At 53.3% G+C, this 20,340-nt stretch carries 19 protein-coding genes; 1 reads left to right on the forward strand and 18 read right to left on the reverse strand.

The annotated features are described in order from the left end of the window. Positions 1–52: 52 nt before the first annotated feature. From KJS42_RS00495 to KJS42_RS00505, 3 genes are all read right to left on the reverse strand, one after another. Positions 53–982: a hypothetical protein gene (locus KJS42_RS00495; RefSeq protein WP_213621677.1), complete on the reverse strand. Its 930-nt coding sequence runs from the start codon at positions 980–982 to the stop codon at positions 53–55. A gap of 88 nt (positions 983–1,070) precedes the next feature. Continuing rightward, the gene (locus tag KJS42_RS00500) at positions 1,071–2,003 is read right to left on the reverse strand and encodes a Gfo/Idh/MocA family protein (RefSeq protein ID WP_213621678.1); all 933 of its coding nucleotides are present in this window, start codon (positions 2,001–2,003) and stop codon (positions 1,071–1,073) included. Positions 2,004–2,385: 382 nt separating this feature from the next. Then, the gene (locus KJS42_RS00505) at positions 2,386–3,414 is read right to left on the reverse strand and encodes a TIR domain-containing protein (protein ID WP_280516391.1); all 1,029 of its coding nucleotides are present in this window, start codon (positions 3,412–3,414) and stop codon (positions 2,386–2,388) included. A 207-nt stretch (positions 3,415–3,621) separates the two neighbouring features. Here KJS42_RS00505 and KJS42_RS00510 point away from each other — a divergent pair, with 207 nt between their 5' ends. After that, positions 3,622–4,839, forward strand: a complete 1,218-nt coding sequence (locus KJS42_RS00510) for a chromate transporter (protein ID WP_213622083.1) — start codon at positions 3,622–3,624, stop codon at positions 4,837–4,839. Between the two features lie 27 nt (positions 4,840–4,866). Here the strand turns inward: KJS42_RS00510 and KJS42_RS00515 are convergent, their stop codons facing one another. From KJS42_RS00515 to metE, 15 genes are all read right to left on the reverse strand, one after another. After that, complete coding sequence (locus KJS42_RS00515) at positions 4,867–5,616, reverse strand: SDR family NAD(P)-dependent oxidoreductase (RefSeq protein WP_213621679.1); 750 nt, start codon at positions 5,614–5,616, stop codon at positions 4,867–4,869. 19 nt (positions 5,617–5,635) lie between these two features. Continuing rightward, entirely contained in the window at positions 5,636–6,517 is an 882-nt protein-coding gene (locus tag KJS42_RS00520) for an NAD-dependent epimerase/dehydratase family protein (RefSeq protein ID WP_213621680.1), read from the reverse strand. 33 nt (positions 6,518–6,550) lie between these two features. Continuing rightward, positions 6,551–6,949 (reverse strand): hypothetical protein, encoded by a 399-nt coding sequence (locus KJS42_RS00525; protein ID WP_193415299.1) that lies wholly within the window; start codon positions 6,947–6,949, stop codon positions 6,551–6,553. Between the two features lie 316 nt (positions 6,950–7,265). Further along, a complete protein-coding gene (locus KJS42_RS00530; RefSeq protein ID WP_213621681.1) occupies positions 7,266–7,865 on the reverse strand; it encodes a nucleotidyltransferase family protein in 600 nt (199 codons plus the stop codon). Then, positions 7,865–9,112: an MFS transporter gene (locus tag KJS42_RS00535; RefSeq protein WP_213621682.1), complete on the reverse strand. Its 1,248-nt coding sequence runs from the start codon at positions 9,110–9,112 to the stop codon at positions 7,865–7,867. The genes KJS42_RS00530 and KJS42_RS00535 overlap by 1 nt, the downstream gene beginning before the upstream one ends. Positions 9,113–9,151: 39 nt before the next feature. Next, entirely contained in the window at positions 9,152–9,997 is an 846-nt protein-coding gene (locus KJS42_RS00540) for an aldo/keto reductase (RefSeq protein ID WP_155608566.1), read from the reverse strand. A 135-nt stretch (positions 9,998–10,132) separates the two neighbouring features. Further along, a complete protein-coding gene (locus tag KJS42_RS00545; protein WP_193415296.1) occupies positions 10,133–10,624 on the reverse strand; it encodes a sigma-70 family RNA polymerase sigma factor in 492 nt (163 codons plus the stop codon). A gap of 192 nt (positions 10,625–10,816) precedes the next feature. Beyond that, entirely contained in the window at positions 10,817–11,932 is a 1,116-nt protein-coding gene (locus tag KJS42_RS00550) for a sensor histidine kinase (protein ID WP_155608547.1), read from the reverse strand. Continuing rightward, a complete protein-coding gene (locus KJS42_RS00555) occupies positions 11,922–12,626 on the reverse strand; it encodes a response regulator transcription factor (protein WP_213621684.1) in 705 nt (234 codons plus the stop codon). The genes KJS42_RS00550 and KJS42_RS00555 overlap by 11 nt, the downstream gene beginning before the upstream one ends. 103 nt (positions 12,627–12,729) lie before the next feature. Then, the gene (locus KJS42_RS00560; protein WP_244868341.1) at positions 12,730–13,794 is read right to left on the reverse strand and encodes a sensor histidine kinase; all 1,065 of its coding nucleotides are present in this window, start codon (positions 13,792–13,794) and stop codon (positions 12,730–12,732) included. Then, positions 13,791–14,471, reverse strand: a complete 681-nt coding sequence (locus tag KJS42_RS00565; RefSeq protein ID WP_213621685.1) for a response regulator transcription factor — start codon at positions 14,469–14,471, stop codon at positions 13,791–13,793. Before KJS42_RS00565 ends, KJS42_RS00560 begins: the two co-directional genes overlap by 4 nt. Continuing rightward, the gene (locus tag KJS42_RS00570; RefSeq protein WP_213622085.1) at positions 14,464–16,272 is read right to left on the reverse strand and encodes an ABC transporter ATP-binding protein; all 1,809 of its coding nucleotides are present in this window, start codon (positions 16,270–16,272) and stop codon (positions 14,464–14,466) included. The genes KJS42_RS00565 and KJS42_RS00570 overlap by 8 nt, the downstream gene beginning before the upstream one ends. Positions 16,273–16,409: 137 nt before the next feature. Continuing rightward, positions 16,410–17,123 carry an MgtC/SapB family protein gene (locus KJS42_RS00575; RefSeq protein ID WP_155608552.1) on the reverse strand — a complete coding sequence of 238 codons (714 nt, stop codon included), beginning with the start codon at positions 17,121–17,123 and terminating at the stop codon, positions 16,410–16,412. A gap of 158 nt (positions 17,124–17,281) precedes the next feature. Then, entirely contained in the window at positions 17,282–17,908 is a 627-nt protein-coding gene (locus tag KJS42_RS00580; RefSeq protein ID WP_155608553.1) for an FMN-dependent NADH-azoreductase, read from the reverse strand. Positions 17,909–18,032: 124 nt separating this feature from the next. After that, positions 18,033–20,327 carry a 5-methyltetrahydropteroyltriglutamate--homocysteine S-methyltransferase gene (metE, locus tag KJS42_RS00585; RefSeq protein WP_483311264.1) on the reverse strand — a complete coding sequence of 765 codons (2,295 nt, stop codon included), beginning with the start codon at positions 20,325–20,327 and terminating at the stop codon, positions 18,033–18,035. Between the last annotated feature and the right edge of the window lie 13 nt (positions 20,328–20,340).

Below are 20,340 nucleotides of genomic sequence, written 5' to 3' on the forward strand. Positions count from 1 at the left end.
TATTACAAAAAAAGCCCAGGAACCTGAAGTTCCTGAGCTTAACTGTATAACCTTAGGCGTACTGCTCCACCGCTTGCACATATTTGCGATGCACTTCTGCCCGTTCCGATTCCAGCTTGCGTTTGGCGGTTTCCAGCTCGCGTTGCACTTCACTTACCGCCATGGTTTGGTTCCGGACTTGATCCAAGCTGTCGTTGATTCGTCCCTGTACCAGCCAATCCGAGAAGAAATCGTCAAAGAAATAGTCAGAAAATTTCAACAATCCGCCGATTTCCAGATTCGTCGAAATGCTGGCCCCAATGTCTTTGAGCTCGCGCTCAAAACGCTGCAGGCTTTGCCGCGCCGTATGGAGATGGCTCATCGCCTCGTCAATCCGTCCGTGCTTGATGTGCGTGGACAACATCCCGCCTCCCAGCATATCGTACGTCCCCCAATTTTTCGCCGAGCGGAGATTCTCCTCTGCTGCGCTTAAGTCGCGAAGGGCCGATTGGCCTGCGCGTACCGCCTCGTCCACCTCTTTGAGCTCCACAGTGAGGACCGCTTCGCGTTCGACCAGCTCTCTCAGTTCGTAATTCTCCTCCAAGATTTGCCGTTCCTTGGCTTGAAAAACCCGCTCGTATTCGTTCCGCCAAGAACCGATGTCTAGCAGCCTGCGCTCGATCTCGGAGATTTGACGTTCCATATCCCGAACCGCTGCTTCTGCGGCATCATACCTCACCTTCGCCTCCAGCACTTCCCGCTGCTCCCGATCCAGCTTCTCAGCCTTGTTGCCAAGTACAGTAGCCAGCAAGTTGGATAACGACATCGCCGATAGCTTGCGAACGTCCTCTTCCTCTGCGGCTAACTTCGTCTGCCATCGGTTCCGTTCTTCTTGCAAACCGGACAACTCCTGCTGAAGATCTTTGAGGCGCCGTTGCCATTTCTCCTGGTTCCGGCCTTTCTCCTTGAGCTCTGCCATCCGCGCGTTTAAATCCTCGAACATGCTTGGTTTCTCCCTTCACCGCCGGAAACAACCATCCAGCCTAAGTGGTTTAGATATCATGTTCTACGTTGTTCGGTACGGTTATGTTTCAGAGCGCCTGATTCCAAGCCAACGCGCCGTTCGCCTCCGCGCTCTTCACGATTTCCTCGCACAGCCGATGGGTTTCCAGCGAGTCCTGCAACGAGATGGCCGGAACCTTACCTTCGCGAACGCAGCTGATAAAATGATCGATGATTTGCACGAACCCTCGCCGATACAATACCGGATCCCAGTCCTTGAAGGTCGATCGTTTAGCTTCGCCGCCGGCAAAATGCTCGGTGGTATTTAGCCCGTCCACCCGCCACTTCTGGCCGGGGCTCATCACCTCGAGGATTTCATCGTTGGTCCCCGAGTCGCGATTCATGATTCCGATACAGGTGAAGCCTTCACCTTCCAGTTGGAGTGTGACATGATACAGCTTCCCATCTTGAACCCGAGTTGAGACATGGAAGTTATGAACTTCTCCCGGGGCCAAGAACCGCAGGGTATCCACTACATGAATATAATCATCCAACACGAAGTGGCGGGCGTAGTCCGCTGAAGGAGTACGGTTCTTCTGCAGCAGCACCAACCGACGATCCGGCTGTTCCTTTAAAGCTGCATTCATCGGGGCAAACCGACGGTTAAATCCCGTCATGAGCAGTACGCTTTTCCGTTCAGCCAGTTCACTGAGCCGTTTGGACTCCTCGTACTGGTAAGCGATCGGCTTATCCACGTAAACGTGGATTCCGTTCTCAATCAGCTGCTCCAAAATGGCCGGATGAGACTCCGTCGCCGAGTGGACAAACGCCGCATCTACGCCGGATTTCACCAAGTCATCCACGCTGCCCGCCGTTTCCGGGACGCGGTATTTTGCCGCCAACTTGGACCTTGCCTCTGGATTTCGTGTACTAAAAATGAGGTCGATATCCTCCCTCGCCGTAATGACCGGCAAATACGCTTTTTGCGCGATATCGCCGAGTCCGATGATTCCGATGCGCATCCGTTTAGCCTCCTGAAGGTACATTTCGTGAATTCGTTAGGTGGTTATCGTTCCCTACCATTTTGGCACAGGAAAAAGGGGATGTAAATTTGCCGCAGAAAAAAAGTGAACCCCCATGAACCTCATGGGGGCTGGTAGGTACTCCAATATTAAACGAAGGAAGGTCTTCTCAGATCCACGTCTCCCGTGAGGACCTTTACATATTCCTTATCTCCACCTTCAACGGAAGGACCAATATAAAGAATGCCTTTATTGCGACTTGAAATCACATCTCGCCTACCCTGTCCCTTCGTGCTCTTAGCCTCCAACAGCGATGGGGACTGACGTTTCGAAGCTTTGGACACCGAGTTCGATCCTTGTCTGAGTTTCATGTTATCACGCTTCATACCGAATCCCCTCCAAGGATATAATGAATGGTTCGCAAGAGTTCATTATTATGATTTACGATGATGCCTAATTGGTGTTCGGTCAAGTGATGCCTACCGGAAAAATGAACCGAGAGAACATGTTCTTTACCTAAAGGATAGCATAGGATGTATACCTGTTCAACTTCAAGTCGGCTAAAGAAAGCCCATTTTGAGGTTAAATACGCATCTACCACATAAATCGGCTGATGGCCGGACTCCACAAGTGCTTGGTTTTCGTGAAAGGTATAAAACCGGCCTTTTCCGACGTTTCCGCCAACTTGCCCAATTCCGTCATCCCCCTGTGCCTTCCAGAGAGCTGCGCCGGTAACCAGATAATCCGGAGGAGGAAGGATGGACGTCCGGATAGCCTCACTCAAAGCGTTATAACGCTCCTCCTCGTTGGGGATGGATAGATTCTTGTTATAAGTCCAGAAGAGATGCAGGATCCGGCGTTTGCGTTCCAGTTCCAATTCCATTATCGCAATGTCATCGCGCGGGTCTTGGTAACATCCTTCAGCTTGAATGGCTTTCATGAGGAATTGGCAGGCTACAGAAACAGCCGCCTCCTCATTTCCGTCCGTTCGCACCTCGTAATTCAGTAAGGTCAAGCCTTGGAGGTCGGATAAAAGATGATATTCCGATATGTTCTCCCCTTGGATTAGATCCTCGCTCTCTCTTACTTCTTGAGGGACAATCGCGAACACCCGCCGTCGCCCCAATCTCCCCCAAAACAAACCCATTTCAAAAAGCGTATTATCCCGGGTGATAAAAACAAATTTCCCTCTATAAAGCGCGACGTCATCCGGTGCATAAATAAAAACTCCAAAATCATTTCGATGGAGTTGCTTCTCAAGAGACTCGATCGAATAGTCATTGCCTCCAAATGCGCCCGCATACCAAGGAGTGACCTGGGCATATCTGTTGATTTGGGCATGGATCCCGTTCGCGATCGACATCGCTTCTCTTGAAGAACCAATAAAGACATTGGGCTTGATCACATCCACAACTCCTTGAAAAACGATTCATCTTTTCCTAATTATACCACCTAGATCCGTTTTGCGTAGCTCTTTTTAGCACCCGCCGATGTCTCATGCTTACGCTCCGTTTACAATAGAATGATATGATGAGGAAAAAAAACGCCCGTTTGGCGCATGTAGATACATGGAAAGGAGCTACACTGCTTGCAGTCTGATCAAGTAACCCCCACTGCGATGGAACAACCGAACTCTGGACGGCTCCGGCGCGTCTTCGAGATCTTCGCCGTCTCCACCAAGCTGGGACTCACCTCTTTTGGCGGACCGATCGCCCATCTTGGCTATTTTCATGAGGAGTATGTGAACAAACGCAAATGGATCGGGGAACAAAAATATGCCGAACTGGTCGCGCTATGCCAATTCCTGCCGGGGCCGGCGAGCAGCCAGGTTGGCATGGGCATCGGCTTGTACCGCGGCGGTATAGCCGGCGCTTTGGCGGCTTGGGCTGGATTCACGCTGCCCTCCGCCGTGGTGCTTATGCTGTTCGCCCTGCTGCTGCAAGGGACGGCGCTTGCCGACGGCGGTTGGCTGCACGGCCTGAAGCTCACGGCGGTCGCCATCGTCGCTCAGGCGGTGTGGAGCATGGGCGTGAAGCTCGCCGCCGGGCGCAGCCGAGCGACCATCGCCGCCTTGGCTGCGGCCGCCACCTTGCTCTGGCCAAGCGGCCTGACGCAGGTGCTGATCATCGCGGCGTCCGCGCTGGTCGGCTTATGGCTGTACCGCAGCAGCCCAGCCCCAGGTGCTTCGCCTGCACACCACGGCGAGGAGCCGCAAAACGACATCCGCCTCCGCCGCTCCTGGGCTGTCGCGAGCCTCGCCGCCTTCGTTGGTTTGCTTGGGCTGCTGCCATTGGTCAGCCGGTGGTGGCCGAACCTTGGGCTGCAGCTATTCGACGTCTTCTACCGCGCAGGCTCGCTCGTCTTCGGTGGCGGTCATGTCGTGTTCCCGCTGCTGCAAAGCGAAGTCGTCCCTCGCGGCTGGATCGGCGAAGCGGACTTCCTATCCGGCTATGGTGCAGCCCAAGCCGTTCCAGGCCCGTTGTTTACGTTCGGCTCCTATCTAGGCGCGTCCATTCACGGAGTCACCGGTGCTATACTAGCAACGATCGCCATCTTTCTGCCGGCGTTCCTGCTGGTCGTTGGGGTACTTCCCTTCTGGCATCGCCTCAGCGGCATCCCTAAGGTACGATACGCGCTTCAGGGCGTAAACGCCGCGGTTGTAGGCATCCTGCTCGCCGCCTTATACGATCCGATCTGGGTGTCCTGCGTTCAGGAAACCGGCGACTTCATCGTCGCTTTGCTGTTATTCGCCATGCTGATGTTCTGGAAGCTGCCGCCGTGGGTTGTGGTTGTTGCCGGAGCGGCGTGCGGGGCACTGCTTGGTTGGCTCGGATAAAGCGGATAGGTTAACTAAGCCGACACGTTAAGGCTCGTAAATCATCTTCCGCGTCATCCCGCCGTCCACCACCAAATGAGCGCCGGTCACGAACGTATTGTCCGGGTGAGTCAAATACAGGCAAGCCCGGGCAATATCCGCCGGAGTTCCAACCCGGCCCGCCGGATGCTGCTCGTGATCGATGTCGCGGAGTGCGCCGTAATCCCCGGTCTCGATCCATCCCGGGCTGATACAGTTCACGCGGATCCCGTCAGGACCAAGCGAAACGGCCAGCGCATGCGTGATCGACACGATGGCCCCCTTGGACGCGGCGTAGGCCTCCGAGCCCGGTTCGGACATGACCGACCGCGTTGAGGAGATGTTCACGATCGCTCCTCCCCGGCCGCTTCCCTTCACTCGTTTCGCCATTTCGCGGGAAGCCAGAAACGTACTTCGTACATTGGTATTTAGTATATCGTCCCATTCCTCCACCGTAAGATCATAGGTTGATTTAAACCGGGATACTCCCGCATTGTTGATGAGAATATCGATCCGTCCCAGCTCGCGCTCGGCCGTTTCCATTAAGCGAACGATATCCGCTTCCTTCCGTACATCGCAAGGCACGAATCGCGCATGGCCCCCCAAATTGGTGATCGCCTCTGCCGCCAATCTGCCCGTTTCCTCATTCAGCTCCGCCAGCACGACAGACGCGCCTTCCCGGGCGTAAGCTTCCGCGACACCGCGGCCGATGCCTTGGCCCGCTCCTGTTACGATCACAGTCTGATTTGCAAAAGACATCTCTCGAACCTCACTCCTATTATCCGCTTGCCGCAATGTGCCGGACTAATTCAGGCAGCCACTCGTCCAGCGCTTCGAATCGGTACCCGGCTTCACGCGCTTTCGTATTGTCCATCACCCATGAGGTCGGAATGCCAAACGGAGATTGATGCTCCTGAGCCGTTTCGCGTTCGATCAAAGCCGGTTTGCCGATAATGCTTTCGATTAAGCGGACGATGCCGCCAATGGTCATATCCCCATCCGAGCAGGCGTTCATTGGCCCCGTAACCCCGGTTTCCCCCAGCCAAGCCAGAAATTGGGCCGTCTCTGCTGACGTAATGAAAGACATCGCCGCATCCAGGTTAGGTACGCCGATCGGCATCCCTTGCTGTACATGCTCAACATGAAAATGCAGCCGGCGCGTATAATCATCCGGCCCTAAGACGATCGGAATCCGCAGCGCGGTCACCGGAAAATCAGCCTGCTGGAACAAAGCGGCCTCAGCCAGTCGCTTCCCTTCCCCATAATCGAAAGCCTGTTTATCCCCGAGTTTCAGCTCATAACCGTAGGGATCGAAGTCCGCTTCGGCCAAGGGCACTTTGCCTAACTTATAGACCGATAAGGTGGAGGTCAAGATATACTGCCCAACGCGACCTTTGAAGGCTCGCACGGCAGCAAGCGCCTCATCCGGCGAATAACAGATGTTATCGTACACGACATCCCAGGGTCCGGCCGCAGCCGCTTCCCGTAGGGAGTCCTCGTTGGTTCGGTCCATCCGAAGCTGTGTGACCGGCGCATCAAACCGAACCTCCGCTAGCCCACGTGTGGCTACCGTGACATCATGTCGGCCGGATTCCGCCAGCCGATTGACGAGTCTTTTGCCGAAATAACGCGAGCCGCCTAACACTAATATTTTTGCCATCCCTATTCCTCCTCCATCACCGACAGTTTCGCGTTATCGGGTCGTAAACGTGCTTTTCATCAAGGACAAGGCGCTTAACATCCCGAAGAAAAAGAACTGCGGATCTCTCACAATCTCGAAATAACCCACAATATAAATCTGTTTGACGTAGATCGTGATGATCGGATAAATCAGCAGCAGGAAGCTGGGCACAAATACAAACGCAAACAGCGGGCGATGGAACTTCCGCCGGTTCGGGAAGCCGTTCAGGAAACTTAAGTACAATCCAAACGCCAACCCGTACACGATTTTGCCGATCAAGCCGTATTCGATTTTATAAAGAGTTTGTGTCTTGTGATTCATCATGTCGGTGAACTGATTTCCGTAATACATCAGCACCAGCGCTCCGATCATCCAGACGAAATAATAGAAATAACCTCTCGAGTTCTTCATGTATCCTACTCTCCCTATGTATGGATCAAAACCAGTAACAATCAAATTTTACCATGAAATGCGGGAGGGTAGCAGGAAGTTTTGTGGGTGGGAGTGACTGCGCTTGAAATCCTAACGGACCTCATAGACCTTATTCGAACCATTTCGTACGTGTAAAAAATCTAACGGACCCCAATGACGTTATTCATCCTGATTTGTCTCTGTTAGGAGCAGATCCTGGAATATAAGGTCTCTGGAGTCCGTTACTCATCCATTTCAAGCATTCTGACTCATTTAACGTCACCTGAGTCCGTTAGAACAGGACGAAGGTTCCCGATCATCGCATTTGCGACGTGTCGCCCCTCCCCCTGTCCTCCTCCTCGACCAGCACCAACCGCGGCCAGCGGTTGAGCCAAGCCTTGGCATTAACCCGCTGCCGGAACGCGGCGTCATCATGGAAATACGGGCCCTGCCGAACTTGGAGCGACAAGAGGTCGCCTAGCCCCAAAGGCGCTATGAGCTCAACCTCTCCCTCAGAGTCTAAGCGAGCTCCCACTGCTGTCGCCGTTTCGGGCCAGCGCTTCATCGCGTCCTCGACCGAGAGGTATGGCGCCGCACCATTGCGCAAATGCATGCGCGCCTGATTTTTCGCCGACCAATTCAGCCGCGGGTTGCGTTCGCGTAACTTTGCATCATAGGCTTTCTCCGCCTCTTCATCCAAACACAACGGATCAAAGTAGAGAACATCCGCATCTTGCAGCGGCGTCCGAACGGTATAGCCATGCAGCACATCCCAGACAAAGTTTCGGATATAACCGGCGGCAATGCAGCCTTGGGGCAACCCCATTTCGGCGACAAGACGCAAATCGGCCATCATTTCGGTCTGTTGGCGGATCGCCTCACGCAACCCCTCCGCATCAGCGATTCCCGGCAACATCAGCTTGTCGCCTCCTGCTGCTTTAACGCCTCATCCTTCGGCAGCAGCACAGCGAGCAGACCGATTAGCGGCAGCAAGGAGCAGACCTGCATGATGAACAGGATGCCCGCTTGGTCGGCAAAATTGCCAAGCACGGCGGAACCCAAGCCGCCAAGGCCAAACGATAAACCAAAGAACAGGCCCGAGACGAGTCCTACCTTCCCCGGCAACAATTCCTGCGCATATACGACGATGATCGAGAACGCCGAGGACATGATAAAGCCGGCGATCACGACCAGCACGCCTGACCAGAACAAATTGGCATAGGGCAGCAACAGCGAAAACGGCGCGGTCCCGAGAATGGACACCCAAATGATGTTACGCCGACCATAGCGGTCCGCCATCGGTCCACCGAAGAACGTACCGACTGCCGCTGCAGCCAAGAAAGCGAAGATATACCACTGAGCGGTATCCTTGGCTACCCCATAATGATCCATCAGGAAAAACGAATAAAACGTCGAGATGCTGATCGAATACACGTTCTTGGAGAACAGAAGTAGAACCAGCACGGTGATGGCCAGCATGACCTTCCCCCGGCTAAGCCGGATCTTCGGCTGGGCAACTTCGCCGCCAGTAGCCGCAGATCCGACAGCACGAGGCTTGCGTGGCTTCAGATCTTGCCCGCCATACCATCTTGCCACGTAAAACTGGATGACGATCGCGGCGACCGCCGCCAGGGCGAACCAGGCTACGCTAGTCTGACCCAAAGGGATAAAGATCAAAGCGGACATGATGGGACCTAAGGAAGCGCCGAGGTTCCCGCCGACCTGAAATATGGATTGCGCCAGTCCTCGTCTCGAACCCGCCGCCAAATAAGCTACGCGCGAAGACTCGGGATGGAATACCGACGATCCCAGCCCGATCGAGGTGACCGCGAGCAGGATGAACGCATAGCTTGGGGCAAACGCCAGCATGACGATGCCCGCCAGCGTAAAGCAAACCCCCAGCGGCAGGATGTACGGCCGGGGCCGGACATCCGAGTACAAGCCCACCAAAGGCTGAAACAAGGACGCCGTCATATTCATGGCGAACGAAATCCAGCCGATTTGCCCGTAGGATAAGAGAAGTGATTCGCGCAAGACCGGAAACAAGGCGGGAATTGCCGATTGCATCGTGTCGTTCAACAAATGCACGGTGCTGATTGCGAATAGAATCGGGTACACCGTGAATGCGGGATTTGCCGCTTTGACGGCAGTTGTCTGGTTCATCTTGACCTCACTTCATCTGAATTGAAATGGTTTAATTGGTTATTTGGGAATGTTTGTATCCGGGTCCGACCCGAAGCGCTGATTGCGGTTTAACCCGTCAATCGCCAGGATATCCTCCGTACTCAGTTCGAAATCAAATACATCGGCATTTTCGAGGATCCGAGCTTCACGCACCGATTTCGGAATGGTGACCACACCCAGTTGCAAATCCCAACGCAAAATGACCTGGGCCACGGTTTTTCCAACCTTCGCGGCGATGCCTTGCAAGGTTTCATGCTCCAACAAATGGCCTTGACCGAGCGGCGACCAGGCTTCCAATTGAATGCCTTTATCCCGGCAATAGCTCAGCAGATCCTTTTGAGTCAAGTAGGGATGGAACTCCACTTGATTGACCACCGGCACGACCTTCGCTTCGGACAGCAGGTCCTCCAAATGATGAATTTGGAAATTGCTGACGCCAATTGCTCGCACCTTGCCTTCTGCGTACACTTGTTCCAGCGCCCGCCATGTCTCCTTATATTTCCCCTTCACCGGCCAATGTACCAGAAATAAATCCAAATACTCAAGACCCAAGCGCTTTAGGCTGTCGTCAAAAGACTTCAACGTCGTTTCGTACCCCTGCTCCGAGTTCCAGACCTTCGACGTGATAAATACATCTTCCCTTCGGAGGCTATTCTCCTGCAGTGCACTCTGGACGGCTTGGCCCACTCCCTCTTCATTGCGATAAGCAGAAGCGGTGTCAATACTGCGGTATCCATGGCGGATGGCCGACTTGACGGCTTGCACCACTTCATCGCCTTCTTTGGCCTTAAAGACGCCGAGCCCCAGCCAAGGCATTTGGACTCCGTTGTTTAACGTTACGGTATCTTGCAAATGATTAGGCAAAGTAGTCATTGGATAAGTCCTCCTTCATTAAAGGCGATTTCTGGTAATATCCTACATCAAAAGGGCCTAAATGAACAGGGAACAAAAGCAAAAGACTGCCCGAAGGCAGCCTCTTGAGGATCGATATAAGAAGTATTAGGCCGTTTCGCGGGACCGGCGCAACTTTTGTCTGGCGCGGTACAACACGATTTTGAAATGGGATAACGAGATGCCCATGAGATCCGCCGATTCCTGATAAGAGAATCCATGCACATCGTAAAGCAGCACCGCATGCTGCTGATTAGGCTGCAGCAAGGACAATTGCGCATAAAGCTCCCGACGGTTCTCCTCGCCGAGCACGGATTTTTCCGGCGTATCCTCGCTCGGATAGCGGTGAAAGAATTCATTTTCGTAAGTAGACGACCGGCTTTCCTTGCGCAACAAATCGATATAGGCATTGTGGGCAACCCGAAGCAGCCATGCCTTGGCCCTCTTCCCATCCGCCTCGTGAAGATGCATCAGCGCCCGGCAAAAGGTCTCCTGCATCAAATCCTCGGCAACATGCGAATTACGGCACATGCTATACAAATATCGAAATACGTCATTTTTATATTCGCGGTAAAGTAAATCCATAGAACGAGTCTTCATTGGTTGATTCCTCACTTTCTCTCCCAGCTTTCAGGGCAAGGCTCTCTTTCTCTTTTATCTTGATCTTTTAGCATGATCTTTGCCTCGCTTCGTCCATTATGCCGAATAGAGTTTGCGTCCCGTCTAAGAAATTGTTAAGTTTTCCTTAAGAATTTACTGCGTTTTCGTTAAACAAAAAGACGCCTTACGGCGTCATGGAGTAAATCCAGATGAATTTTTCGCGCTGTCTCGGTGTAAACGGACCGTAAAAGCCGTGCGGTATTCGTTACTGTCTGCGGATATCGTACCTTGATGCAGATCCACGATATGCTTAGCGATCGCAAGACCGATGCCGGAGCCGCCCGTATGGGAAGCACGCGACTTCTCTACGCGGTAGAAACGGTCGAAGAGATGCGGTAAGTCCGCTGTAGGGATCGGATCGCCGTAATTGACGACCTCCGTAACGATCTCATCGTCCTCCTGCCAACCTCGGATGTCCAAATACTTACCGTCGTGCCCGTACCGAATGGCATTGGTAATCAGATTCTCGTAAACCCGGCGAAGCTTGTCCCCGTCTGCTTGAACGTACAGCGTCCCTTGCAGGTACAACCGGCATTCCATTCCGTTCTCCTGCAGCTGCCAGCCGAAATGAGCGGCCATTTGATGGAGCATTTCCACGAGATTAATCCGCGTAAGCTGCAGCTTCATCTCTTTGTTCTGCATCCGAGTGTACTCGAACAAATCCTGCAGGAGCTGCTTCAACCGAAGCGATTCCTCATAGGCCATGCTAACGTAATAACGCAGCTCGACCTCGTCGCGATATCGGTCCTCTTCGATCAGCCCCAAATAACCGGTAATGGAGGTTAGCGGGGTGCGCAAATCATGAGAAACGTTCGTGATCAGTTCGTTTTTCGTTTGTTCCGCCCGTCGCTCATCCTCGATCGAAGTAACTAGCCGATCGACCATACGATTGATGTCGGTGGCGAGCTGCCCGAGCTGTCCGACGTTCTCCACGGGAATTTTCCGCACGGAGCCGGCTTCGATTTTATGTACTTCCTCAATCAGCAGCTCCAGGTACTTCTTCTCATGACGGCGAATGCTGCGGCGGTAAAAATACAATGAAAACAACATGAGAATCGGCACGCCCGTCAAATAATAAGCTTCCGGGAAACCGATGTTCCGGTTAATCCAAAGGACGACGTTGTATACCGTCATGCTCGGGAAGAAGAAAAAGAACAAACGCGCCAGCAAAATGAGCAGGAACAGCGAGATTAACGAAGCGACGATCGTCCAAAACAACCAGGCTAGAAAACGCAGGCTAGCTTTCAAGTTTGTAGCCGACCCCCCATACGGTACGAATCAGCTTCTCCCCGTCCATTTCCTTCTCCAGCTTATCCCGGAGACGGCTGATATGCACCGTTACGGAATTGCTGCTATCCAGATATTTATCCTTCCAGATCAGCTCGAAGATCTCCTCGGAACCAAACACCCGCCCGGGATGGCTGGCCAGCAAATACAGAATGCCGAATTCGATGGGCGTCAACTTCAGCGGGTTGCCATCCACCGTCGCGGAATGTGTTTCTTTATCAATCGAAAGCGAGGCAATCTTGATGATATGCTCCTGCGGTGTCTGCGGCGATCCCGTCGGTTGTGCTGCGTAAGAGGAGCGGCGAAGCAGCGACTTCACGCGAGCGACCAACTCCAGCGGATTAAACGGCTTCACCATATAATCATCCGCTCCGGTCATCAGTCCGGTAATTTTATCCATATCGCCGTCCCTCGCGCTTAACATGAGGATCGGCGTAGTCTGCGATTCGCGAATCTTCATGCAGACGGAGATGCCATCGAGACCGGGAAGCATGACGTCCAGGATCACCAGATCAACCTCATCCTGCTCGGTGATCTCCAGCGCCCGTAAACCGTCCTCCGCCTTCAATACGTCATAACCTTCATTCGTTAAATATATTTCGATCAGTTTTGCGATTTTTTCATCATCATCGACAATCAAAATTCGTTTACTCATTCATCCAATCATCCTTTATTTGAGCTGGTTAGACACGAGCACAGTAACATCATACCATGTCTGTTGCCCCCAGATACAAATAAAAGGTTACAATTTCCCCCGGTTATGGTTTCCAGCGGAAAGGGATGGCGACCCTGAAACTCGAGCCTTTTCCTCTCTCGGAGACGACGGTAATCTCCCCTTCATGGATGTCCACAATTTTCTTGACGATGGAAAGGCCTAGCCCGCTGCCCCCACTGCTGCGTGTGCGGGATTTATCCGCTTTGTAGAAACGCTCGAAGATATGGACCAAATCCGGCTCGGATATGCCAATCCCGTTATCCGTCACGGTGACCACTGCCTTGTCCTCTTGGGTCATCAAGGAAACTCCAATCTCCCCGCCCTCCGGCGTAAACTTGATACCATTGTGCAGCAAATTCATCCACACCTGGCTCAGTAGGTCTTCGGCCCCTTCGACCTCAAGCTTGCTGACATCCAACTGAATTTGAATGTTCTTGGCAAGCCACTGGGGTTCGCAGGCCAGCACCACGTTTTGCAGCTGGCGATCGAGCCGAAACCGGTTCGTCTGCAACGAACCCCGGTCTGCCTCGAGGGAGGATAGCTTCAGCAAATTGTCGCTCATTTGCGATAAGCGGCGGCTTTCCGATTCGATGATCTCCAGGTAATGGTTACGTTTCTCTGGAGACAGATCCGGCCTACGCAAAGCTCTGGCAAATCCGCGAATCGAAGTCAGCGGAGACTGGATCTCATGCGACACATTAGAGATGAAATCCTGTCGCATCGTTTCCATTTGCCCCAGGGCTCCAGCCATTTCGTTAATGCTGTTCACGATGGTTTCGAACTCTCTCATCCGCTCGAAACCATCGATCCGAACCGAGAAATCTCCTTTGGAGATTCGGCGAATCGCATCGATGATCAGGTTAAGCTTCAAGAGTTGCTTATGCCGGAACGCAAAGCTGATCAAAGAGATCAGCAGACCAAAGAACACCGCGCCAAAGACCACGTTTAATAGATCGATTACGTACGCGGAAAAAGGCGGTTCCCAGTAACGGTAAAGCACCCGGGTGGACCAGGCTACCACCGTCCAGCATAAACCCAGGATGCCGATGACAAGAAGGACTTGCAAAATGCGGAGCAGGACCTCACCAACCCGCTTCAACCCGGTCAACGTTCACCCACCTCCAGACGGTAGCCAAGTCCACGAATCGTGCGGATCTTGAATCCGAAGCTCTCCTCAGAGAACCGTTCACGGAGACGATTGATATGCACGTCGAGCGTGCGTTCATTCCCCTCGAAATCATACCCCCAAATTTCCTCGATCAACTGCTCTCGGGTGAGAGTGCGCCCCGCATGACTGCCAAGCTTAAACAGCAGCTCGAATTCCTTGAGCGGCAGCGTAATTCGATCTTCGCCGCGATCTGCCTCAAACGTCTTGCGATTCATTCGCAGCGAACCGATCGTTACGGTCTGAGATATCGACACCTGATAACGCTTAAGCAGCGCCTTCACCCGAGCGATGAGCTCTGCCGGTTCGAATGGTTTGACGAGATAATCGTCCGTACCCAGCTCAAAGCCCTTAACCACTTGGCGGGTTTCTCCCTTAGCTGTCAGCATAAGCAGCGGCATCTCATAATCCCGGCGCAGCTCACGACATAACTCCCAGCCGTCCATCTCCGGCATCATGATGTCCAGGATCACCAGGTCGATCCTTTCCGATTCCACCAGAGCTAACGCCTCGCGGCCGTTCCCCGCCTCCTTGATCTGATCCATCCCCGCTTCCTCCAGGAATAGACGAACCAGCTCCCGAATATGCGGGTCGTCGTCAACGACGAGAATTTTAACCATGGTCCTTCCCTTCTTCCTCGTTCGTGAACTCCTCCGTCCCTTCGGCGCTTGCGGCGATTTGCAGCTGCTGCGAGGCAAACTCACGATACATGGCGTGTTGGTGCAACAGTTGGTCGTGTGTTCCCCTTCCTGTCACTTTCCCTTTTTCGATAAAAATCAGCTGGTCCGCCCCTACGACCGTGGATAGCCGGTGAGCGATCACGATCGTCGTCCGGCCTTGCATCAGGTTTTTGAGCGCCTTCTGCACGACGAATTCTGAGCGGCTGTCCAGGCTGGAGGTGGCTTCATCCAGCATGAGGATCTTCGGATCGCGCAGCAGTGCCCGCGCGATCGCGATCCGCTGCCGTTGCCCGCCTGACAGCTTGACCCCGCGTTCACCGACATCGGTATCGAACCCCTTCGGCAGCTCGGCGATAAAGCCGTCGGCATAAGCCATCTTCGCCGCCTGTTGTACTTCCGCTTCGCTAATTTCACGCTCGATGCCGTAGCAAAGATTCTCACGGATCGTTCCGGCGATAATCGGGCTTTCTTGTGAGACGTACCCGATCATGCCGCGCCAGGAGCGAAGTGTAAATGAATCGATCGATTCTTCTCCCAGTCGGATGGTGCCCTGCTGCGGCACATAAAACCGCTCCAGCAGGGAGAATAACGTCGTTTTCCCGCCGCCGCTGGGGCCGACCACCGCCGTTACCGTCCCCGGCTCCATCGTAAAAGAAACCTCCTGGAGCACCGGCTCGTCCGGCTTATACCCGAAGGTGATCCCGTCCACGATCAATGGCCGGTCAGCCTTCGTGATCTCTTGTCCTTCACCGAAAGGCTCCTCCTCCGCATCCAGCGTATGAAGAATCCGCTCGGTCGCCCCTTTTGCTTTCTGCAGTTGGGTGAAGAATGTCGTGAGCTGCGTCATCGGCATGACGATCTGCACAAGATACAAAATAAATGCCACCAATTCCCCGGCGGACAACCCGCCGCTTGCGACCTGCATCCCGCCGTAGCCGATCACCACCACAAGCAGCATCATCATAACGAAGGCCATGAACGGGCTAATCCAAGCCATGACTTTGCCTTCGCGCACCCCAAAGGAGAGCAGCTTTCCGATCGCCTGGCTACCGCTTTCGTACTCCTTCCGCTCCGCGTTAGAAGACTTAACCAGCCGAATTTCCGATAGGACCTGACTCAAAACCGCCGTAAAAGAGGCCGTCTCGTCTTGCATGGCGAGCGAAATTTTATACATCGTTCGGCCTAACGGCACGAGGATCAAAACGGCCAAAGGAATCACCGCAAACATGATTAGAGTCATTTTCCAGTTCAAATAGAACAGGACGGCCACCGCGCCGAGGATGGAGATGATTCCGCTGAAAAAGCCGGCAACCTGCTCGGAGATCAACGCTTTGATGATCCCGGTGTCGTTGGTCATCCGGCTGACCGACTCCCCGGTCCGGTTATTGTCGAAGTAGGATACCGGCAAGCGAAGCATTTTCTTCCATAAGCGATCCCGGAGACCGGCGACCATTCGCTGTCCCGTATAATTCAACAGAAAGATCGATAAGCCTGAAGCGACGGACATCCCGATGAAAGCGACGCCGATCCAGACGATCTGCAAACCGCTGATCGAAGACAGCGAAAAGCCGTCGACGAGATTCTTCGTGAACATCGGGATCACGAGGCTGACCAGCGTCGACAGCAAGCTGAGCACGATCGCCACGGCAAACAGACGCAGAGGGGGCTTCGTTTCCCGAAGAAGACGAAAAAAAGCTTTCGAGCCCACCCCTACTTTGTTCACCGTACGATCCGTATCCATCGATTTAGCGTTATTCCTTGGCATGAGATTCTCTTCCCTTCTATCTCTATCTGAGGCAAGATGAGCCGAAAACGCTGGCTCTAGGAAAAGACTACAATGGGAATGTAAACTGAAGTTAAACCAAACGTGCAAAGAGACTATAGATTTTCCACTTCAACGCTGATGACATGGTCGATCGTACGCAGAAAATGATAAAGCTCCGTCGTATACTCTTTCTCCGATGCGGTAATCACCATATCCACCCGTTGACGTCCTTCCTCCAGATCCTTGATTTTCAGACGTCGGATCCGGTGTTGGTTCGCTTTGGCCTTCCGCCCCTTGTTGTCCTTACGCTCGATAATGCGGATCAACTCCGTCACGTTTCCGTGATCCTCCATGACAATTTTGATGGATACGTCGCGTTGGTTCAGTTTATAGGGTCCAATCCATTTAATAACGTAAGGGACGAAATTCACCGAGAGGATCAGCAAAATGACCGTTAGCCCGGCTTCCAGATAAAATCCGGTCCCGATAGCGATCCCGATTCCCGATGCAGCCCAAATCATCGCCGCAGAGGTGAGGCCGGAAATCCCCTCATTGCTCCGGCGCAGAATCGCTCCAGCCCCCAGGAAACCAATCCCGCTGACGATTTGCGCGGCCAGCCGCATGGGGTCCATGTTCGGATGATCCGGGCCGGCGAATTTGGCGAAGGCTTCAATCGATACGATCGTCACCAGGCAGCTGGCGATACAGATGACCATACTCGTTTTGATCCCCAGCGGTTTCTGTTTCAATTGCCGGTCGATTCCGATAAACAAACCAAACAATAGGGCCAAACATAACTTTAAAACCATTTCCAATTCGTTGTACATGATGCGTCGCAACTCCTTCAATTATATAAGGTGAGTATAATTGTATTCGGTAAGCCGGCGCAAATGGATTAATTCCGCCTAGGCGGGCAATGAAACGCAAAAAAAGCCTGAACCGTCAATGAAACGGCTCAGACTTCTTTTTAGGCAAGATCGTGGAATTAGAACTTCGCTGCCAGCTCGGCTGCGCGTTTTACGCCGTCCTGGATGATTTCCTCGGCACGGTCCGGGAATTGGTTGTGTCCCTCTACAACTACGGCTTCCGGATCGTTAATCCCCCAGAAGGCCAGCGTGTTCTTCACATAGTTCAGGGACATTTCCAGCGCGGTCATTGGACCTTCGGAATAAACGCCGCCGCGTGCTTGCAGCAAAGCGACCTTCTTATCGCCAACCAGGCCAACCGGACCTTGTTCGGTGTATTTGAACGTTTTGCCGGCTTGGTTCAGGTAGAACAGGTACGTCAACAGCTGCGCCGGAATGGTGAAGTTCCACAGCGGGAACGCAAACACGACTTTATCGGCTTGCAAGAACTGCTCCAAGTAAGCATTGGCCACTTCGGCGGCTTGTTGCTCCTCTGGCGTAGTTGGCATTCCTTTGCCGACTTTGAACAGCCCGTTCAACATATCCAGGTCATAATACGGCAGGTTAACCTCGAACAGGTTTAACTCAGTAACGACATCCGAGGGATGCGTTTCTTTGTAGGTTTGCAGGAAGCTTTCGTACAGCTTCACAGTGGCGGATTGATCCGCCGGGCGATTATTGGCTTTCACGAATAAAACTTTAGACATATCCAGTTCCCCTCCACTATTCATGTTCTCTATTGTTATCTTCTTTCTTTTTCATAGTTACTTTAAAATAAACTGTAACTAATCGAACAATAGTTATGATAAAGGGTAACTAATCATTTGTCAATTACAGTTGCTTGTATTTTTTGCGAACCTGTTCAGCAGCCGCTGTCATTTGCCGCAGGGAGGCGACGGTCTCCTCTTGCCCTCTGGTTTTTAATCCGCAATCTGGGTTGATCCAAAACAATCCCGGGTCCAGCACTTGAAGCGCACGCTCGATCAAGGAGACCATCTCGGCTTCGGTTGGTACACGCGGGCTATGGATGTCGTAAACGCCAAGGCCAATCCCGAGCGGGTACGTCTGCTTCTCAAAGCTGTGAATCAACTCGCCATGGCTGCGTGAGGTTTCGATCGAAATGACATCGGCGTCCAACGCTCGGATCTCCTCCAGGATATCTTCAAATTCGCAGTAGCACATATGCGTATGAATTTGCGTTGTATCCAAGACAGAGGAGGTAGTCACCCGGAACGCTTTTACCGCCCAGTCCAGATAGTTCGACCAATCCTTCCTCTTGAGGGGGAGACCTTCGCGCAAGGCGGGCTCGTCCACCTGGATCATCCCGATACCGGCCTGCTCTAACGCTTCGACCTCCTTACGTAAGGCGAAAGCAATTTGATAGGCGACCTGCTCCCGGGATAGATCGCTTCGAACAAATGACCAGTTCAAGATCGTGATCGGTCCCGTTAGCATCCCTTTAACCGGCTTAGCCGTCTGGCTTTGGGCATAGGCGGTTTCCTTGACGGTCATCGGCTCGGCGAACTCGACATCCCCGTAGATCACAGGCGGCTTGACGCAACGTGTACCGTAAGACTGAACCCAGCCCCCCTGCGTAAATGCAAAGCCCGGTAGCTTCTCACCGAAAAATTCCACCATATCGGTGCGTTCAAACTCGCCATGGACCAACACATCAAGCCCAAGTTCCTCCTGGATCTCGACCCATTTGCGGACTTCCGTTCGGATGAACTCCTCATATCTATTCTGGTCCCACTCGCCTTTCCGCCATTTCTGCCGGGCAGCCCGAACCTCGGCGGTCTGCGGGAAACTGCCAATCGTCGTTGTGGGCAGGAACGGAAGCCGCCACTTCGCCTGCTGTTTAAGCCGCCGCTGTGCAAACTCGCTAGTTCGCTCCGCCGGGGCTACAGCAGCCTGCACCGCCGCCGCCCGCACCGCAACACGGCTCCGGGCCGGATCTGCGGCGAGTGCGGCCAGCGCACGGCGGTTCTCCGCGAACTGCACCGGTTCGGGTCCCTCACTGCTTACCGCCTTGCACAAGCTCGTTAGCTCCTCCAGTTTCTGCTCGGCAAACGCCAGCGCCTCGCGTAACACCGGGGATAAGCGCTCTTCGCCCGCCACGGATACCGGGACGTGCTGCAAGCTGCAGGAAGGCTGCACAATCAGTTCCGGTTCTCCGGCTAAAATGGAAATCTGTTTCAACAGGCTAAGCGTTTCGTCCAAATCTGTACGCCAAATATTCCGTCCATCGACAAGCCCTGCACCAAGTGTCTTGCCTGCAGGAAATCCGTAGCGACGCAGTGCCTCCATGTTCCCGTCCCGGCCGTGCACGAAATCCAGTCCCAAGCCATGCACCGGCAGATCTGCAAGCGAATCGTACCTTTCGACGGCATCGAAATACGTTTGCAGCATAATCCGCAGATCAGGGACTTCCCGGGCGATCGTCCGATAAATCAAGCCCAGCCGGCGAACGTCCTCTTCGGTTAAAGAGACGACTAAAGCCGGTTCGTCCATTTGCACCCATGTGGCGCCTGCCGCTTCCAACTCTCGTAATACCTGTACGTATAAAGGCAATAATTTCTCGATCCAGTCATCGACTTGGTCCGCGGTCTCCCCTTTAGACAATTTCAACAAGGTGAACAACCCCAGCACCACGGGTCTACCTTCTATGCCCAGCTCCTGTTTGGCTTCCAAATAAGCCATAAGCGGGCGGTTGACGATTATCCTCGGATCCCGACGCCCCAGCTCAGTCACGATATAATGATAGTTGGTATTAAACCACTTCGTCATTTCGCTTGCCGCCACCAGGTCATTCCCCCGGGCAATGGCGAAATACAGATCCAGCGGCAATTTGTCGCTGTTCCAATCAAACCGCTCCGGTATCAGTCCGAACATCGTCGCAGTGTCTAATACGTGGTCGTAATAGGTAAAATCACCGACCGGGATCACGTCAATCCCCCGATCCCGCTGTAAACGAAGATGACCCATCCGAATTTCCGTCAATCGATCATGCAGCTCTAACTCTGTAATTTTCCCTGCCCAATAGGCTTCAATTTGCTTCTTCCATTCCCGTTGTCCGCCGATTCTGGGATATCCCAGATTTCCGCTAACTATGTTCATGTTCCCCATGTTGATTTCCTCC

It is taken from the genome of Paenibacillus sp. J53TS2, assembly GCF_018403305.1.
GTDB lineage: Bacteria > Bacillota > Bacilli > Paenibacillales > Paenibacillaceae > Fontibacillus > Fontibacillus rhizolycopersici.

Excerpts from the sequence above, each read along its gene's own strand:
- KJS42_RS00495 (WP_213621677.1), bottom strand. The coding sequence starts at position 982 with ATGTTCGAGGATTTAAACGCGCGGATGGCAGAGCTCAAGGAGAAAGGC.
- KJS42_RS00500 (WP_213621678.1), bottom strand. The coding sequence starts at position 2,003 with ATGCGCATCGGAATCATCGGACTCGGCGATATCGCGCAAAAAGCGTAT.
- KJS42_RS00510 (WP_213622083.1), top strand. The coding sequence starts at position 3,622 with ATGGAACAACCGAACTCTGGACGGCTCCGGCGCGTCTTCGAGATCTTC.
- KJS42_RS00515 (WP_213621679.1), bottom strand. The coding sequence starts at position 5,616 with ATGTCTTTTGCAAATCAGACTGTGATCGTAACAGGAGCGGGCCAAGGC.
- KJS42_RS00520 (WP_213621680.1), bottom strand. The coding sequence starts at position 6,517 with ATGGCAAAAATATTAGTGTTAGGCGGCTCGCGTTATTTCGGCAAAAGA.
- KJS42_RS00525 (WP_193415299.1), bottom strand. The coding sequence starts at position 6,949 with ATGAAGAACTCGAGAGGTTATTTCTATTATTTCGTCTGGATGATCGGA.
- KJS42_RS00530 (WP_213621681.1), bottom strand. The coding sequence starts at position 7,865 with ATGTTGCCGGGAATCGCTGATGCGGAGGGGTTGCGTGAGGCGATCCGC.
- KJS42_RS00535 (WP_213621682.1), bottom strand. The coding sequence starts at position 9,112 with ATGAACCAGACAACTGCCGTCAAAGCGGCAAATCCCGCATTCACGGTG.
- KJS42_RS00545 (WP_193415296.1), bottom strand. The coding sequence starts at position 10,624 with ATGAAGACTCGTTCTATGGATTTACTTTACCGCGAATATAAAAATGAC.
- KJS42_RS00555 (WP_213621684.1), bottom strand. The coding sequence starts at position 12,626 with ATGAGTAAACGAATTTTGATTGTCGATGATGATGAAAAAATCGCAAAA.
- KJS42_RS00565 (WP_213621685.1), bottom strand. The coding sequence starts at position 14,471 with ATGGTTAAAATTCTCGTCGTTGACGACGACCCGCATATTCGGGAGCTG.
- KJS42_RS00570 (WP_213622085.1), bottom strand. The coding sequence starts at position 16,272 with ATGGATACGGATCGTACGGTGAACAAAGTAGGGGTGGGCTCGAAAGCT.
- KJS42_RS00575 (WP_155608552.1), bottom strand. The coding sequence starts at position 17,123 with ATGTACAACGAATTGGAAATGGTTTTAAAGTTATGTTTGGCCCTATTG.
- KJS42_RS00580 (WP_155608553.1), bottom strand. The coding sequence starts at position 17,908 with ATGTCTAAAGTTTTATTCGTGAAAGCCAATAATCGCCCGGCGGATCAA.
- metE (WP_483311264.1), bottom strand. The coding sequence starts at position 20,327 with ATGGGGAACATGAACATAGTTAGCGGAAATCTGGGATATCCCAGAATC.